The sequence below is a fragment of the Streptomyces sp. NEAU-YJ-81 genome (genome assembly GCF_017592595.1).
Taxonomy (GTDB): domain Bacteria; phylum Actinomycetota; class Actinomycetes; order Streptomycetales; family Streptomycetaceae; genus Streptomyces; species Streptomyces hygroscopicus_B.
In genome coordinates this window covers 78,362-95,477 of sequence record NZ_JAGFNO010000003.1, presented here as the reverse complement: position 1 = coordinate 95,477, position 17,116 = coordinate 78,362, and the positions used below count along the sequence as shown (strand labels likewise).

Annotated in this window: 11 protein-coding genes and 1 pseudogene; 5 read left to right on the top strand and 7 right to left on the bottom strand. The window is 71.5% G+C overall.

Annotated features, from left to right (window positions below; all coding sequences use genetic code 11):
* Positions 1–3: 3 nt before the first annotated feature.
* Positions 4–1,431: an amino acid permease gene (locus tag J5X86_RS08810; protein ID WP_208516214.1), complete on the bottom strand. Its 1,428-nt coding sequence runs from the start codon at positions 1,429–1,431 to the stop codon at positions 4–6.
* A gap of 253 nt (positions 1,432–1,684) precedes the next feature.
* Here J5X86_RS08810 and J5X86_RS08805 point away from each other — a divergent pair, with 253 nt between their 5' ends.
* Positions 1,685–2,278, top strand: a complete 594-nt coding sequence (locus J5X86_RS08805) for a biotin transporter BioY (protein WP_059145689.1) — start codon at positions 1,685–1,687, stop codon at positions 2,276–2,278.
* Between the two features lie 144 nt (positions 2,279–2,422).
* Here the strand turns inward: J5X86_RS08805 and J5X86_RS08800 are convergent, their stop codons facing one another.
* Complete coding sequence (locus J5X86_RS08800; protein WP_078641439.1) at positions 2,423–3,058, bottom strand: DsbA family protein; 636 nt, start codon at positions 3,056–3,058, stop codon at positions 2,423–2,425.
* Between the two features lie 171 nt (positions 3,059–3,229).
* Between J5X86_RS08800 and pepN (J5X86_RS08795) the strand changes: the two genes are divergently transcribed.
* Positions 3,230–5,848, top strand: coding sequence for an aminopeptidase N (gene pepN / locus J5X86_RS08795; RefSeq protein ID WP_208516213.1), 2,619 nt, complete (start codon positions 3,230–3,232; stop codon positions 5,846–5,848).
* A 128-nt stretch (positions 5,849–5,976) separates the two neighbouring features.
* Here pepN (J5X86_RS08795) and J5X86_RS08790 read toward each other — a convergent pair.
* Positions 5,977–6,117: pseudogene (locus J5X86_RS08790) on the bottom strand (DUF4442 domain-containing protein); the annotation flags it as partial.
* Positions 6,118–6,437: 320 nt separating this feature from the next.
* Between J5X86_RS08790 and J5X86_RS08785 the strand changes: the two are divergent.
* Entirely contained in the window at positions 6,438–7,463 is a 1,026-nt protein-coding gene (locus tag J5X86_RS08785; protein ID WP_208516212.1) for a hypothetical protein, read from the top strand.
* A 67-nt stretch (positions 7,464–7,530) separates the two neighbouring features.
* Here J5X86_RS08785 and J5X86_RS08780 read toward each other — a convergent pair whose 3' ends face one another.
* Positions 7,531–9,264, bottom strand: a complete 1,734-nt coding sequence (locus J5X86_RS08780) for a TIGR03767 family metallophosphoesterase (RefSeq protein ID WP_208516211.1) — start codon at positions 9,262–9,264, stop codon at positions 7,531–7,533.
* Positions 9,265–9,579: 315 nt separating this feature from the next.
* On the opposite strand from J5X86_RS08780, the gene J5X86_RS08775 reads away from it, so the two are divergent.
* Both J5X86_RS08775 and pepN (J5X86_RS08770) read left to right on the top strand, forming a co-directional pair.
* Positions 9,580–10,605: an aspartate-semialdehyde dehydrogenase gene (locus tag J5X86_RS08775; protein ID WP_208516210.1), complete on the top strand. Its 1,026-nt coding sequence runs from the start codon at positions 9,580–9,582 to the stop codon at positions 10,603–10,605.
* Between the two features lie 160 nt (positions 10,606–10,765).
* On the top strand, positions 10,766–13,336 hold the full coding sequence (gene pepN, locus J5X86_RS08770) for an aminopeptidase N (RefSeq protein ID WP_208516209.1): 2,571 nt from the start codon (positions 10,766–10,768) through the stop codon (positions 13,334–13,336).
* A 274-nt stretch (positions 13,337–13,610) separates the two neighbouring features.
* Here the strand turns inward: pepN (J5X86_RS08770) and J5X86_RS08765 are convergent, their stop codons facing one another.
* The 3 genes from J5X86_RS08765 to J5X86_RS08755 all read right to left on the bottom strand — a co-directional run bounded on the left by J5X86_RS08765 (position 13,611) and on the right by J5X86_RS08755 (position 17,081).
* Positions 13,611–15,446: a tetratricopeptide repeat protein gene (locus J5X86_RS08765; RefSeq protein ID WP_243979924.1), complete on the bottom strand. Its 1,836-nt coding sequence runs from the start codon at positions 15,444–15,446 to the stop codon at positions 13,611–13,613.
* A 78-nt stretch (positions 15,447–15,524) separates the two neighbouring features.
* Complete coding sequence (locus J5X86_RS08760) at positions 15,525–16,499, bottom strand: acyl-ACP desaturase (protein ID WP_208516207.1); 975 nt, start codon at positions 16,497–16,499, stop codon at positions 15,525–15,527.
* 339 nt (positions 16,500–16,838) lie between these two features.
* Entirely contained in the window at positions 16,839–17,081 is a 243-nt protein-coding gene (locus tag J5X86_RS08755) for a hypothetical protein (protein WP_014060726.1), read from the bottom strand.
* Positions 17,082–17,116 lie beyond the last annotated feature (35 nt).

The window sequence follows — 17,116 nt, the reverse complement described above, 5'->3', positions numbered from 1 at the left end:
TGATCAGCCCTCCTGTCGGGCCACCGACATCCGCTGCCGTACGTATCCGATGATCGCGAGCGCGATCGCCATGACAGCCGTGGCGTAGAGCTGGCTGCGGGTGTCGCTCTCGCGCAGCATCAGCACCAGCACTCCGACCGTCGCGGCCAGCGCGACCCAGGTCAGGTACGGGAAGAGCCACATCTTCACCACGAGCTTTTCCGGGGCCTCGCGCTGCAGGCGGCTGCGCATGCGCAGTTGGGCGGCGGCGATGAAGCCCCAGACCACCAGTACCGCGGCGCCGACCATGTTGAGCAGCCACTTGAAGATGGTCTCCGGCCACCAGTAGCTGAGCAGCACCGCGACGAAGCCGAAGAAGGAGGAGGCGAGCACGGTGAGGCGGGGGACGCCGCCGGTGACGCGGCCCAGGAAGGCGGGGCCCTCGCCGCGGGTGACCAGGGAGTAGGACATGCGGGAGGCGCCGTAGATGTTGGCGTTCATCGCCGAGAGCAGCGCGATCAGCACGATCACGTTCATGATGTCCCCGGCCGCGGGGATGTCGAGGTGGTTGAGGACGGCAACGTAGGGACCCTCGGCGACCACCGCCTTGTCGTTCCACGGGATCAGCGTGACCACGACCACCATCGAGCCGACGTAGAAGAGGGCGATGCGCCACATCGCGGTGCGCACCGCGCCCGCGACGCTCTTGACCGGGTTCTCGGACTCGGCCGCCGCGATCGTCACCGTCTCCAGTCCGCCGTAGGCGAAGACGGAGGCCAGCAGGCCGACGACCAGGCCGTTCACCCCGTTGGGCAAGAAGCCGCCGTCACCGGTGAGATGGGAGCCGCCGGGGGCGTCGGTGCCCGGCAGGACGCCGAGGATCGCGAGTACGCCGAGGACCAGGAAGATCGTGATCGCGGCGATCTTCAGCGCGGCGAACCAGAACTCGAACTCGCCGAAGTTGCTGACCGCCGCGAGGTTCGTCGCGCAGAACATCGCCATGAAGAGGGCGACCCACATCCAGGAGTCGGTGCCCGGGAACCACTGGACCATGATCCCGGCCGCGCCGATCGCCTCGGCGGCGATGCCCACGCACAGCAGGATCCAGAACATCCAGCCCACTGTGAACCCCGCCCAGGGCCCGATCGCCCGCTCGGCGTGCACGGAGAACGAGCCGGAGGCCGGGTTGGCCGCCGACATCTCGCCGAGCATCCGCATCACGAGCATCACCAGCAGCCCGGAGACCGCGTAGGCCACCACAATCGACGGACCAGCGGCGGCGATTCCGGCGCCGGAGCCGACGAACAGCCCCGCGCCGATCACACCCCCGAGGGCGATCATCGACAGATGGCGCTGCTTGAGGCCGTGGGAGAGCGGTGGCGTGGCGGTCGCGCCCGTGCCGGTCACCTCGGCGGTGCCGGATGGCCCGGAGGACGCGGATGTCCGGTTCATTCTTCTTCTCTGTCCCTTACGAGGCGAGCGGGCGGATGCAAAACGTCCCTAGTGTGAAGGGCGCGTCCTATCAGGACAACATCGCGGCCAATCTTTTCTGGATATCGGACACCGGCGTCACGCTCCGTATCGGGTGTCTCTGCCAGAAGCCGCCAAGCCGATGCGTCCGGCTTTGTGGTCATCCGACGGTGTCCGGGGCCCGCGCGTTGGGTTAGCGTCGCGGTATCCACCCTCTGACCTGGGAGCATCGCTGATGAGCACGGTTTCTGCCGCCGCCACACCCGGTACGGTCCTCGCGGACGCGGTCTTTCCCGCCCGGCGCGTCCTGGCCCGGGACACCGCGCTGGTCATCGGGGGCGCCGTGCTCACCGGTCTCGCCGCCCAGATCTCGGTGCCCGTCCCCGGCTCGCCGGTGCCGGTGACCGGCCAGACGTTCGCCGCCCTGCTGGTGGGCACCTCGCTGGGCGCCCGGCGCGGCTTCCTGTCGCTGGCGCTGTACACCCTGGTCGGCATGGCGGGCGTGCCGTGGTTCGCCGAGGGCAGCTCCGGCGCCGCCATGCCGTCGTTCGGCTATGTGCTGGGCATGCTGCTGGCGGCGACCGTGGTGGGCGCGCTGGCCCGGCGCGGCGGTGACCGCGGGGTGCTGCGCACTGCGGGCACCATGGCGGTCGGCTCGGCGGTCACCTACGCCGTGGGCGTCCCGTATCTCGCGCTGGCCACCCACATCTCCCTCGGCGAGGCGGTCGCGGCCGGGCTCACCCCGTTCCTGATCGGGGACGCGCTGAAGGCCGCGCTGGCGATGGGCGCGCTGCCGGCCGCCTGGAAGCTGGTGGGCCGCCGGGGCTGAGCCACCCGTACGCCCGGGCCCAGCGCCCGGGCATGGCCACTCGGCCGCCCATGCGTGTGCCCACGCATGGGCGGCCGGGAAGCGAAAAGGGCCCCCGCGCGGTCGACTCGCGCGGGGGCCCTGCCGTGGCGGCGGCGCAGGGGGTCAGTCGAAGATCGGACCGACCGTACGGGTGCGCTTGATCTCGTAGAAGCCGGGGATCGAGGCGACCAGCAGCGTGCCGTCCCACAGCTTGGCGGCGTCCTCGCCCTTGGGAGCGGGGGTGACCACCGGGCCGAAGAAGGCGACCTGCTCGCCGTCCGAGCCCGGGACGGCGATGACGGGGGTGCCCACGTCCTGGCCAACCAGCTCGATGCCCTCCTTGTGGGAGGCGCGCAGCTCGGTGTCGTACGCGTCGGAGTCGGCGTAGTCGGCGAGGTCGGCGGGGAGACCGGCCTCCTCGAGGGCGGCCACGATCGTCTCGCGGTTCTTCTCCAGGCCCTGGTTGTGGAAGCGGGTGCCGAGGGCGGTGTAGAGCCGGCCGAGAACCTCGCTGCCGTGCTTCTGCTCGGCGGCGATGCAGACCCGGACCGGGCCCCAGGCGGTCTTCAGCAGCTCGCGGTACTCCTCGGGCAGCTCATCCAGCTTGGGCTCGTTGAGCACGGCGAGGCTCATGACGTGCCAACGCACCTCGACCGGGCGCACCTTCTCCACCTCGAGCATCCAGCGCGAGGTCATCCAGGCCCAGGGACACAGCGGATCGAACCAGAAATCAGCAGGAGTCTTGGCAGTCTCGGTCACGGTTTCTCCTCAAGCGGGCGCGTCGTCATCGCAAATGAATAGAGAGCTAGCTACCTCACCCAACGCGGGCGGGAGGGGAGCCCATTCCCCGATACCGGCTGTCGGTGCACCGTGACATGATTTCCGCTGTCCGATATCCGAGATGCGAGACATTGCCGAGGGAGCCGCGTCGTGCCCGGTGAGAACCTGACCCGTGACGAGGCCCGTGCGCGGGCGAAGCTGCTGGCCGTCGAGCGTTACGAGGTGGCGCTCGATCTGCGGTCCGCGGTCGGTGAGCACACCGGGTCCGGGCCGCGCACCTTCCGCTCCACGACCACGATCCGCTTCCGCTGCGCCGAGCCGGGCGCGGCGACCTTCGCCGATCTGCTGGCGCCCTCGGTGACCTCGGTGCGGCTCAACGGGCGGGAACTGGACGCGGCGGCGGTCTTCGACGGCTCCCGGATCGCCCTGGAGGGGCTCGCCGCCGAGAACGAGCTGGTGGTGGACGCGCAGTGCGCCTACAGCCGGACCGGCGAGGGCCTGCACCGCTTCGTGGACCCGGAGGACGGCGAGGTCTACCTCTACACCCAGTACGAGCCGGCCGACGCCCGCCGGGTCTTCGCCAACTTCGAACAGCCGGACCTCAAGGGCCCGTTCACCTTCTCGGTGACCGCCCCGGAGGGCTGGACGGTGCTGAGCAACGGGACGGTGGACCGGGTCGAGCCGTCCGGTGCCGGCGATGGCGCCGCGACCAGCCACTTCGTCCCGACCCGGCCCATCTCGACGTACATCACGGCCGTGCTCGCCGGTCCGTACCACCACGAGAGCGACCTCTACCGCCGCACGCTGCCGGACGGTTCCGAGCTGGAGATCCCGCTGGGCGCGCTGTGCCGCAAGGGGCTGGCCAAGCACTTCGACGCGGGCGACATCTTCACGGTCACCAAGCAGGGTCTGGACTTCTTCCACGACCACTTCGACTATCCGTACCCGTTCGGCAAGTACGACCAGGCGTTCGTGCCGGAGTACAACCTCGGCGCGATGGAGAACCCGGGCTGTGTGACCTTCCGGGAGGAGTTCATCTTCCGCGGCAAGGTCACCCAGGCGTCGTACGAGAGCCGGGCGAACGTCATCCTGCACGAGATGGCGCATATGTGGTTCGGCGACCTGGTGACCATGGAGTGGTGGGACGACCTGTGGCTCAAGGAGTCGTTCGCCGACTTCATGGGGGCCTTCGCCCTGGTCGGGGCGACCCGCTTCACCGACGGCTGGATCACCTTCGCCAACCGCCGCAAGGCTTGGGCCTACCGCGCCGACCAGCTGCCGTCCACCCACCCGGTCACGGCCGACATCCGTGACCTGGAGGACGCCAAGCTCAACTTCGACGGGATCACGTACGCCAAGGGCGCGTCCGTGCTCAAGCAGCTGGTGGCCTACGTCGGGCAGGACGCCTTCCTGGAGGGCGCGCGGCGCTACTTCAAGCGGCACGCGTACGGCAACACCCGGCTGTCGGATCTGCTGTCGGTGCTCGGCGAGACCTCGGGGCGGGACATGGCCACCTGGTCGCGCGCCTGGCTGGAGACCGCGGGGGTCAACGCGCTCACCCCGCAGGCCACCTATGACGCCGAGGGGCACATCACCGAGCTGGCGGTGGAGCAGGAAGCCGCCGAGAGCCACCCGACACTGCGGCCGCACCGGGTGGCCGTGGGGCTGTACCGCAAGGAGGCCCCGGCCGGTGAGCGCCCCGGAGCCCTGGTGCGCTACGCCCGCGCCGAGGTGGACGTCGACGGCCCCCGTACGGTCGTCCCCGAGCTGACCGGCGCCTCCCGGCCCGATCTGATCCTGGTCAACGACGACGACCTCACCTACTGCAAGATCCGCTTCGACGAGAGGTCGCTGGACACCCTGCGCCAGCACCTGGGCGAGCTGACCGACCCCCTCGCCCGCGCGCTGAGCTGGTCCGCGCTGTGGAACCTCACCCGCGACGCGCTGCTGCCCGCCCGCGACTATCTGGAGCTGGTGCGGCGGTTCGCCGGGGCCGAGAGCGACATCGGCGTGCTGCAGATGGTCCAGGCATGGGCGCTGTCCGCCCTGCACCACTACTCGGCGCCGGACGCGCGCGAGGCGGCCGGCGTCCAGCTCGCCGAGGTCGCGCTGAGCGAGCTGCGGCTGGCCGAGCCGGGCAGCGGGCATCAGCTCGCCTGGGCGCGGTTCTTCGCGCAGGTCGCCGTCACCGAGTCCGAGCTGCGGATGCTGAGCGGGCTGCTGGACGGCACGGCCCGGATCGACGGGCTGGATGTGGACCAGGAGCTGCGCTGGACGTTCCTGGCCGCGCTGGCCGCGAGCGGTCAGGCCGACGAGGCGCTGATCGGCGCCGAGCTGGCGCGCGACGACACCGCCTCCGGCAAGCGCCACCAGGTGCGGTGTCTGGCCGCCCGGCCCTCCGCCTCGGTCAAGGCCGAGGCATGGGACGCGGTGGTGGAGTCCGACCGCCTCTCCAACGCCCTGGTGGAAGCCACCATCTCCGGTTTCGACCAGCCGGGCCAGCGGGATCTGCTGGCGCCGTACGCACCGCGCTACTTCGAGGTGATCGAGCGGATCTGGCAGGAGCGGTCGATCGAGATCGGGATGGCGATCGTGCGCGGGCTGTTCCCGGCCGCCCAGGGCGACACCCGCGCCCTGGAGGCGGCCGACGCCTGGCTGGACGGCCACCAGGACGCGGCGCCCGCGCTGCGCCGACTGGTCCTGGAGGCACGCGACGACCTCGCCCGCGCCCTGCGCGGGCAGCAATGCGACGAGAGGGCGGCCGCCTAAGGCGTACGCCGACCCTCGGACGCCCGCGCGGCGCCCCCGGCGACCGCCGGGCGAGCGCCGCGCGGGCACCGGGGCGGGGCCTCACGGCCGGACCGTGCGGCCGGACCCCGCAAGCCGGGCACCGCTGCGGGGCCCAGGGTCCTGACGATGGACATCTCGCCCGTGACCGCGCCGTCCTCCCGGGTGATCGCGATGTTCACCGGGAATTCGGGGCGCTCCCCCGCGTCCAGCTCGGCGACCACCTCGGCGACGGTCCGGCCCCTCGCGGCCGGGCCGCGTGGTCGGACCTCGCAGCAGGGCCTCGCAAGTCGGACTCCGTAGCCGGACCTCGCGGCCGGGCCCCGCAGCAGGACCCCGCAGGCTGGACCCCGCGGGCTGGCCGCGCGGCCAGACTGGCGGGACGCGGCCGGGGTGGCGAGGTGCGGCCGGAGTGGCGGGACGCGGCCAGGCTGGCGGGACGCGGTCGGGCATCGGGGCGGGGAGCCTTTCGGCATTCGAACTACCGTACTTTAGTGCGGGGTTGTCCGCTTTTGTCGACGACTCTGTAACAGGGGTTAGCCGGTGCGGCGGACGCGGGAATGGCGGGGGCATGAGCCACAACACGCCGCTGTCCCCCCGCCCTCTCCACCACCTCTCGGACGTCCAGCGCCGGGTGTTGACGACGCGTCAGCTCCGCGAGCACGGTGTGACCGCGGCCGTCGCCGCGGAGCGCAGCCGGGCCGGCGGGCCCTGGCAGCAGATCCTGCCGGGCGTCCATCTGCTCCACCCCGGCCCGGCGACCAGCGAGGAGCGGCTGCTGGCCGCGCTGCTGTACACCGCGAGCCGCGGCCAGGGCGCCGACGGCTCCGCGCCGGGCGGCGGCGAGCCGCACGGCGAGGCGATGATCACCGGGCTTGCCGCGCTCGCCCTGTACCACTTCTCCTCCGCTCCCCCGCTGGCCTCCCTCGACCGGATCGACGTCCTGGTGCCGCGCACCCGGCGGCTGCGCGCCACCGGCTTCGTACGCTTCGTGCGGGCCGGCACCCTGCCCGGCCCCCAGTACGTCGCGGGGGTGCCCACCGCCCCGGTGGCCCGCGCCCTCGCCGACGCGGTCGCCCGGCTCACCGACGCCGTCCTGGTCCGCAGACTGCTCACCGAGTCCGTGCGCCACGGCCACTGCGAGGCCACGGCCGTCGTCGCGGAGCTGAACTCGGCCCGGCTGCTGTCCCGGCCGCATGTCGTGGACGCCGTGGACGCGCTGCTCGCCGAGGGCCGGGCGATCGCCGAGGGGCGGCTGTACGACATGATCCGCGGCCACCACCTGCCCGAGCCCCTGTGGAACGTGGAGCTGCGGCTGCCCGGCGGGCCCGCTCTCGGCGGGGTGGACGCCTACTGGCGTGAGCAGGCGGTGGCGGTGGAGATCGACACCCGGGCGCCCCGCCAGGACGAGGAGGTCTGGCGCGGCGGTTTCGGCCGCAAGCGCGAGCACCTGGAGCGGCTCGGGATCACGGTCGTGCGCGTCACCCCGAAGAAGCTCCGGGAGACCCCGGAGGAACAGGCCGCGGTGGTCCGTACCGCCCTGATCGCGGCGGCCGACCGCGACCCGGCCTCCTATGTGGTGGTCCTGCCGCGCTGACGCCCCGATGCCCCGGCGCGGAGGCGGGGTATCGGGCCACCCGGTGCGGGCGGCTCGGGCTCAGGGCTCAGGGCTTGCGCAGCAGCAGCTCGGTGTTGCGGTCCGTCGCGTCACCGGCCAGCTTCTGGCTGGCGCCGGGCGTGTTGAAGGACAGCTCGCGGTAGAGCGCCGCGAGACCGGTCTGGGACAGGTCCGAGAAGTCCGTGCGGTGCGGCGCGGCCGACTCGATGAGCGTGGTGAACAGGGAGATCGTGCCGTCGTGGTTGTCCACGACCTCGAACACCCGGGCCAGCTGGGGGAAGTCCACATGCGAGGCGGTGGTGATCTCCCAGAAGGTGCCGCGCGGGGTGATCTCGTTCTGGTGGCTGTGGCCGTTGATCCAGGCCAGCACCTGAGGGTGGCGCTGGAACAGGGCGACGACCTCGTCCCCGCCGTGGCGGGCCTCGCCCGGCCGGCCCGGGTCGCGGTTCATGTTGTCCAGGCTGCGGCTGTAGTGGTGGCTGAAGACGATGACGTAGTCGTCCTTGTGGGCCTTCAGGGTCCGCTCCAGCCAGCGCAGTTGGGCGGTGCCGAGCGAACCGGTGTAGTGGCCGCCCGGGTCGGTGGTGTCCAGGCTGATGCCGATCACGTTCTCGGAGACCCGGAACGAGTAGTAGAGGGTGCCCTCGTCGAGGTTGGCCTTGGTGTAGCCGTGGCCGACCGGGCCGGGGCCGGTGGCGGCCGGGTCGAGATGCGCGGCCAGGTACTCGGACTGGGTGAAGGGCGCACGGCGCTCGTCGGGGGTGACCGTGCGCATGTCCTTGGCGTGCGCCTCCAGCAGCGCCTTCATGTCCGCGCCCTTGGGGTCGGCCCCCTTGCGCGTCCCCTTGTAGAGCGACTCGGCCTCCGCGGCCGGGATGATCTCCAGCTTGCGCTTCCCGGTGGCGAAGTCCGCGTAGTAGTCGTGGCCGAGGGAGTAGACACCGCCCGCCAGATCGTCGTGGTTGCCGATGGTGGAGTACCACGGCAGCCGCAGCCCGGGGCTATTGACGGTGCGCAGCGCGGCCTTGAGGAAGCCGTCGATGCGCGGGAAGCCGAGCTTCTTGTCGGCGTCGCGCAGCGCCTCCTCGGGGTGCCAGAACTCCTTGAGCCCGCTGTTCTGGACGCCCTCGTAGTGGCGCGGGTCGCCGGTGTTGGGGGTGATCCGGCCGCCGTTCATCGCGGCCAGGAACCAGTCCAGCTCGATCTTGGCGTTGTTGTCGGTGTTGTCGCCGGTGGTCATGACGAACGACAGCGGCGCCCCGGTGGCGGGTCCGCCGCGCAGCCCGTTGATCCGCTCGATGAGCGAGGCGACCCCGGCGATGGTCAGCGCCTCGTGCGGCCGCCACGCCCCGGCGCGCCCGCTGCGCAGGAACTCGTAGCGCATCGGGTGCTGGACGTCGGTCAGGTGCAGATCCGTGAGCTGGACGAACGAGGCGAGCGCGGTGCGCCGGTCCTCGCGGCCGCCCTTGGCGCCGGTGATCTCGCTGCGGACCTCACGGGTCCAGGCGGGGCCGCCGGCGAGCCGCCGGTAGCCGGTGGCGCCCTGCGCGGCGGAGAACGTCTCCAGCGTCGTACCGGCCGTCGAGGGCGCCGCCGGGGCCTGCACCACCCGGCGGCCCGCGGCGCGCGCGGTGGCGGGCTGCGTGGCGTCGGCCGAACCACTGCCGGGCCCGAAGGCGAGCCCCAGACCGGCCGTGGCACCGGTGGCGGCGGTTGCGGCGAGGAAGGTGCGCCGATCGAGGCGGGCGACGGCGGCTGCGGCGGACCGTATGCGGGACATGCGTGATCTCCCCGAGTGGACACGCGGAAACGGGCGGACAGCGACGCTGCCCTCACCTCGGATCGTTGGCATCGGGAATGGCCTGGCGGTGAACGAGGCGGCAACGCCGGTCGCCGATCTCCACACGTGGATCTTGGCGGTAGCAAACGGTCATCGCGCCCTTGTGAACAGGAATTCTTCTCCTCACTCGGCGTTCATCCACCCTGGGAACCGCCCCCGCCGTGGGATAAATCACGGGACGGTAACGGACCCGCCTGAGACACTTGCCAGGAGGGTAGGCGCCTCGAACAGGCACAACCAAGGAAAAGGGCTGATATGAGGATCGGAATCGTCGGAGCGACCGGCCAGGTCGGCGGAGTGATGCGCAGGGTGCTCGCCGAGCGTGACTTCCCGGCCGAGCAGCTGCGGCTGTTCGCCTCCGCCCGCTCGGCCGGGCGTACGCTCCCGTGGCGCGGTACCGAGATCACCGTCGAGGACGCCGCCACGGCCGACTACTCCGGTCTGGACATCGTCCTGTTCTCCGCGGGCGGCGCCACTTCCAGGGCGCTGGCCGAGAAGGTCGCCGCACAGGGCCCCGTCGTGATCGACAACTCCTCGGCCTGGCGGATGGACCCCCAGGTGCCCCTGGTCGTCGCCGAGGTCAACCCGCACGCCGCGGTGGACCGCCCCAAGGGCATCATCGCCAACCCGAACTGCACCACCATGGCCGCCATGCCCGTGCTGCGCCCGCTGCACGCCGAGGCCGGGCTCACCGCCCTGGTGGCCACCACCTACCAGGCCGTCTCCGGCTCCGGGCTGTCCGGCGTCGCCGAGCTCGACGGCCAGATCCGCAAGACCGCCGACCGCGCGGCCGAGCTCACCCACGACGGCGCGGCCGTGGACTTCCCCGCGCCCGAGGTGTACGCCCGCCCGATCGCGTTCAATGTGCTCCCGCTGGCCGGGAAGATCGTCGACGACGGCCGGTTCGAGACCGACGAGGAGCAGAAGCTCCGCAACGAGAGCCGCAAGATCCTGGAGATCCCGGAGCTGAAGGTGTCCGGCACCTGTGTCCGGGTGCCGGTCTTCAGCGGCCACTCGCTCCAGGTGAACGCGCGCTTCGAGCGTCCGATCAGCGTGGAGCGCGCCTCCGAGCTGCTGGCCGCGGCCCCGGGCGTGGCGCTCTCGGAGATCCCGACCCCGCTCCAGGCCGCGGGCCAGGACCCCAGCTATGTGGGCCGGATCCGGGTGGACGAGACGGTCGAGCACGGTCTCGCGCTGTTCCTCTCCAACGACAACCTGCGCAAGGGCGCCGCGCTGAACGCGGTGCAGATCGCCGAGCTGGTGGCGGCCGACCTGAGCTGACGCCCACGCCTCGTCCGAGGGGGAGCGGCCGGCCGCTCCCCCTCGGTGTTCCCCCCGTTCAGTCGCCCTTTGGCCTACCGACGCCGACCGGCCGACGTGCGAGGATGGCCATCCGCCTGACGCATGGCGTACCGCACATGACGAACGGGAGTTGGCCGACGTGCCTGGCACCAACCTCACAAGGGAGGAAGCGCAGCAGCGGGCGCGCCTCCTCACGGTGGACGCGTACGAGATCGAACTGGACCTGAGCGGCGCCCAGGAGGGCGGTACCTACCGCTCCGTGACCACGGTGCGCTTCGACGCCGCCGAGTCGGGCGCGGAGTCGTTCATCGACCTGGTGGCGCCCACGGTGCACGAGGTGGTGCTCAACGGCGACGCGCTCGACCCGAACCAGGTCTTCAAGGACTCGCGGATCGCCCTGCCGGGGCTGCTGGCCGGGCGCAATGAGCTGCGGGTGGTCGCGGACTGCGCGTACACCAACACCGGTGAGGGGCTGCATCGCTTTGTCGACCCGGTCGACCAGCAGGCGTACCTCTACACCCAGTTCGAGGTGCCCGACGCCCGCCGGGTGTACGCCAACTTCGAGCAGCCCGACCTGAAGGCCACGTTCCAGTTCACCGTGACGGCGCCCGAGGGCTGGACGGTGATCTCGAACTCGCCGGCGCCGGAGCCGAAGGACAACGTCTGGCGGTTCGAGCCGACCCCGCGCCTGTCGACCTATGTCACCGCGCTGATCGCGGGCCCGTACCACAGCGTGCACAGCTCGTACGAGAAGGACGGCCGCTCGGTGCCGCTGGGCATCTACTGCCGTCCCTCGCTCGCGGAGTACCTCGACTCGGACGCGATCTTCGAGGTGACGCGGCAGGGCTTCGAGTGGTTCGAGGAGAAGTTCGACTACGCGTACCCGTTCGCCAAGTACGACCAGCTCTTCGTGCCGGAGTTCAACGCGGGCGCGATGGAGAACGCGGGCGCGGTGACCATCCGCGACCAGTACGTCTTCCGCTCCAAGGTCACCGACGCGGCGTATGAGGCGCGGGCCGAGACCATCCTCCACGAGCTGGCCCATATGTGGTTCGGCGATCTCGTCACCATGGAGTGGTGGAACGACCTGTGGCTGAACGAGTCGTTCGCCACCTACACCTCGATCGCCTGCCAGGCCCATGCGCCGGGCAGCAGGTGGCCGCGCTCCTGGACCTCCTTCGCCAACTCCATGAAGACGTGGGCCTACCGGCAGGACCAGCTTCCGTCCACCCACCCGATCATGGCCGAGATCAACGACCTGGACGACGTCCTGGTCAACTTCGACGGGATCACCTACGCCAAGGGCGCCTCGGTGCTCAAGCAGCTGGTCTCGTACGTCGGGATGGACGAGTTCTTCAGCGGCGTCCAGGCGTACTTCAAGCGCCACGCCTACAAGAACACCCGGCTGTCGGATCTGCTCGGCGCGCTGGAGGAGACCAGCGGGCGCGATCTGAAGACCTGGTCGAAGAAGTGGCTGGAGACGGCGGGCATCAATGTGCTGCGGCCGGAGATCGAGACGGACGCGAGCGGGACGGTGACCTCCTTCGCGGTGCGGCAGGAGGCCCCGGCGCTGCCGCCGGGCGCCAAGGGCGAGCCGACTCTGCGGCCGCACCGCATCGCCATCGGGCTCTACAACCTGAACGCGACCGGCAAGCTGATCCGCTCCGAGCGCATCGAGCTGGACGTGGACGGTGAGCTGACCCAGGTGGAGCAACTGATCGGCGCGAAGCGCTCCGCGGTGATCCTGCTCAACGACGACGACCTCACCTACGCGAAGGTGCGGCTGGATCCGGACTCGCTGGCCGTCGTCACCGAGCACCTCGGCGACTTCGCGGAGTCCCTGCCGCGCGCGCTGTGCTGGGCCTCGGCCTGGGACATGGTCCGCGACGGCGAGCTGGCCACCCGCGACTACCTGGCGCTGGTGCTCTCGGGCATCGCCAAGGAGTCGGACATCGGCGTCGTCCAGTCGCTGCACCGCCAGGTGAAGCTGGCCCTGGACCTGTACGCCGCCCCGGCCTGGCGCGAGACGGGCCTGGCCAAGTGGACCGAGGCCACGCTCGACCATCTGCGGGCGGCGGCGCCGGGCAGCGACCACCAGCTCGCCTGGGCGCGGGCCTTCACCGCGACCGCCCGTACGGACGCGCAGCTCGACCTGGTCGCCGGGCTGCTCGAGGGCACCGAGACGATCGAGGGCCTGGCCATCGACACCGAGCTGCGCTGGGCGCTGCTGCAGCGGCTCACCGCCACCGGGCGGGCGGACGAGGGGGCCATCGCGGCGGAGCTGGAGCGCGACAAGACCTCCGCGGGCGAGCGCTATGCCGCGATGGCGCGGGCCGCGCGGCCGACGCCGCAGGCCAAGGCGGAGGCGTGGGCGTCGGTCGTGGAGAGCGACACCCTGCCGAACGCGGTGCAGGAGGCGGTGATCGGCGGCTTCGTCCAGACCGATCAGCGGGAGCTGCTGGCGCCGTACACGGAGAAGTACTTCGCGGCGGCGAAGGACACCTGGAACAGCCGCAGCCATGAGATGGCGCAGCAGATCGTGGTGGGGCTCTACCCGGCGCTGCAGGTCTCGCAGGAGACCCTGGACACCACGGACGCGTGGCTCGCGTCGGCCGAGCCCACGGCGGCGCTGAGGCGTCTGATGACGGAGTCCCGGGCGGGCATCGAACGCGCCCTCCGCGCCCAGGCCGCGGACGCCAACGCGGGCTGACCGGGTTGCGGCGCGGTGCGGGGCCCTGCGCCCCGCACCGCGCCGCCCAGTTGCGGGCATGCGCTCTACTAGTTGTGGGCAATCGTCCCGCAGGGCGGGACGGGTGGGCACAACCCACCCACCGGGCCGCACCCGGCCACGCGCCCCGGCCAACGATTAGCTGGGCCGCACCGGCTTGGCCCCGTCTCTGGTTAACGTTTCGTTGCCGGGTACTGGCCGCTGGCCGGTTTGTGCCCACCCGTTCCGCCCCGCGGAACGATTGCCCACAAACCGGTTACCTAGGGTCGGGCATGGCCAGGCCGGCCATCGGGCCGTATTGGCGGAGGAGATCCGGGTACGCCTCGGCGGCCACCCGGAGCCACCGCTCCGCCTCCTCCACCCGCCCCAGCCCCCGCAGGGCCTGCGCGAGCCAGTACGGCGCCTCCTCGTGCTTCCCCTCGCATGCCACCCTGAGCAGCGGCTCGGCCTCGCCATAGGCGCCGCGCCGGACCATGCTGCGCCCCGCGAGAAACGCGGGCGGCACCAGACCGCTGCGCGCGGCGCGGACGTACCAGCGCTCGGCGTGCTGCGGGTCGCCGCCCCGCTCCTCCGACGTCCAGCCGAGCCACCACGCGGCCCGCCCGTGCCCGAGGTCGGCGGCCCGGCGGAACCAGATCTGGGCGGTGCGCCGGTCCCCGGCCTCGTCGTGGATGCGGCCGATGTCGTACGCGGCCCCGGCGTCGCCTTCCGCCGCCGCGGGCTCGTAGAACGGCACCATCCGCAGCCCCGTGGCGCCGCCCACTTCGTACAGCATCCGGCCCAGGGCGAGCAGGGCGCGCGGGGTGCCCGCCCTGCGGTACCACTCGGCGGCCTCCGGGAGCCGGTACAGCCGGTCGAGCGCGTCGGCGTACGCGCACCAGGCGTCCGGGCCGCCCTCCTCGGCGCGGGCCCGCAGCCCGGGCAGGCGTTCCTCCCACTCGGCGGGCGGCATCCGCTCGGGGTCGGCGCGGATCGCGGCGATGTCCTCCAGCGCGCTGACGATCCGCTCCTCGCCCTCGTCGAACGGGCCCCTGCCCTCCGCATCCACACCCTCGGCGCCTTCGGCACCCTCGACACCGTCGAGCCCCGTGGCCCGCAGCCATCGTTCCGCCTCGTCCAGCCGCCGCTGCCGTACGCACAGCACGCCGAGGTTGAAGCAGGCCCATATGTGGCCACCGTCCGCCTCGTCGGCCGTGCGGTACCACTCCTCGGCGGTGCGCAGTTCGCCGTTCTCCTCCGCCCAGGCGCCGAGGACGTACGCCGCGCCGTCGTAGCCCCGCTCATGGGCGCGTTCGACGAGGGCGCGGGCCTCGTCCCAGCGGCTGTCGTCGCGAGCGATGAAGAGGGCCTGGTCCACCAGTGCCTTGGCGCTGCCGACCGCGGCCGCCCGCGCGTACAGCGCCTCGGCCTCCGCGACCATCCGGGGGTAGCGCGCGAACATCGCCCTGCGGTCCGGGTCGAGCAGGTCGCGCAGCGCCTCGTACGCCTCCTCGGGGTCGCCCTCCGCTTCGGCCCGGGCGAGGGCCTCGCGCCAGCTATCCAGGTCGCTCAGCATGTTCTGGATGGCCCCGCGGGTGCGGGTGGCGATGTCGTCGCCCTGGGCGGACGCCTCGGCCAGCCGCTCCAGGGCGGTGTCCCATTCGCCGCGGGCGGCGAGCAGCACGGCGCCGTTGGTCGTGCACTCGACGCTGCCGAGCGCGGCCCCGTGCTCGTACCACGTCTCGGCACCGGCCGTGTCGCCGGCCTCGTGCAGCAGCCGGGCCAGACCGAACGCACAGCCGCCGTCGCGATCGGCGGCTGTGCGGTACCACCGCTCGGCCTCGGCGAACTCGCCGCGGTCCTTGTGACAGATCGCGAGCGTGCGTGAGGCGTCCGCGTCCCCGGCGTCGGCGGCCCTGGCCCACCACGGCAGGGCCTCGTCCAAGCGGCCCTCGCCGGTGAGGAGTTCGGCGTAGGCCCGGTACGCATCCGGTTTTCCGGCGGCCGCGGCGGCCCTCAGCCGGGCCGCCTCGGCCGCCGGATCCAACGCCGGATCCGGCCCTTGATCCGCTCCTGAATCCGCCTTCTGATCCGCCGCCATCTGGTCCGCCATGGCGGGCATTTCACCGTGAGCCGCGCCGGACGTCCCTTGCGATGAATGTTCGACCATCACCCGATGGTGCCAGAGTGATCACGAACGTTCGGCACGGGCCCTGCGACGGGCCAGCAGCGCCTCGCGCCGCTCGTCGAACTTGGTGGCCTGATCGTCCAATCCACCCATGTAGAGCCCCAGTTCCTCCTGTGCCTTGAGCCCCTCCGGGCCGAGCCCGCCGATCTCCAGGACCTTCAGGAAGCGCAGCACGGGCTGCAGGACATCGTCATGGTGGATACGCAGGTTGTATATACCGCCAATGGCGATCTGGGCGGCGGCGCGCTCGAAGCCGGGCATCCCATGACCAGGCATGCGGAAGTTGACCACCACATCGCGGACGGCGCCCATGGTCTGGTCGGGGGCCAGCTCGAACGCCTTCCCGAGCAGGTTCCGGTAGAAGATCATGTGCAGGTTCTCGTCGGTGGCGATGCGCGCCAGCATCCGGTCGCAGACCGGGTCGCCGGAGTGATGGCCGGTGTTGCGGTGCGAAATGCGGGTGGCCAGCTCCTGGAAGGCGACATACGCCACGGTGTGCAGCATGCTGTGCTGGTTGTCCGACTCGAAGCCCTCGGACATGTGCGCCATGCGGAACCGCTCCAGCTCCACCGGGTCGACGGCGCGGCTGGTCAGCAGGTAGTCACGCATCACGATGCCGTGGCGCCCCTCCTCCGCCGTCCAGCGGTGCACCCAGGTGCCCCAGGCGCCGTCCCGGCCGAAGAGGGTCGCGATCTCGTGGTGGTAGCTGGGGAGGTTGTCCTCGGTGAGGAGGTTGACCACGAGCGCGATCCGGCCGACGTCGCTGACCTTGGACTGGTCGGGCGCCCATGCCTCACCGCCCATGACACCGTCGAAGTTCCGGCCGTCGCTCCACGGGACGTACTCGTGCGGCATCCACTCCTTGGCGACCGCCAGATGCCGGTTGAGCTCGGTCTCGACCACCTCTTCAAGCGCGTACAGGAGCTGGGTATCGCTCCATACGGCCTGACCGTGGCGATGGGTGGGGGCGAGTGTCACGGTGGCGCTCCAGGGGACGGGGGCGACGGGCTTTACCTACGGACCCGTAGGTTACGACACCGTAGGTTAAAGCGAAAATAAACGGCCCGGAGCCTGTGGATGGCACACGGTGAACTCGGCGTGACACGGTCGCACTTGGGGATCCGGGGCGGCGGAATGCGGCGCGGCGCGGATGGCCTACCCGGTACCGACCGGCGGCCGGAGACGGGCCACCCTAGCGCGCGGCCGGAGACGGCCCGCCCCACCCGGGCCGGAGACGCCGCCTTACACGACAAGAGCGCCCCGGCCGGATGGCCGGGGCGCTCCGCAGCGGCGTGCGCGCTTCGTCGATCGATCGCCTCAGTCGGTCTGCTTACGGGACTTCCTGTCTCCCGCCATCACCAGACCCGCGATCACCAGGAAGAGAATGATCGGAGCGGCGACATAGAGGCCCAGCGTCTCGGCGACGCTCAGGCCCGGACCCGGGTCGTCACCGTCGTCGCGGGTGAGCGCGAACGCGGGGGACGACATCAGCAGCATCGCCGTCGTCGCGGCGATGACTGCACCGGCGCGCACGGCGTTCTTTTTGACCTTGTTGCTCACGGACTCAAGTTATCCGATGCCCCCCGGCGCCGCGT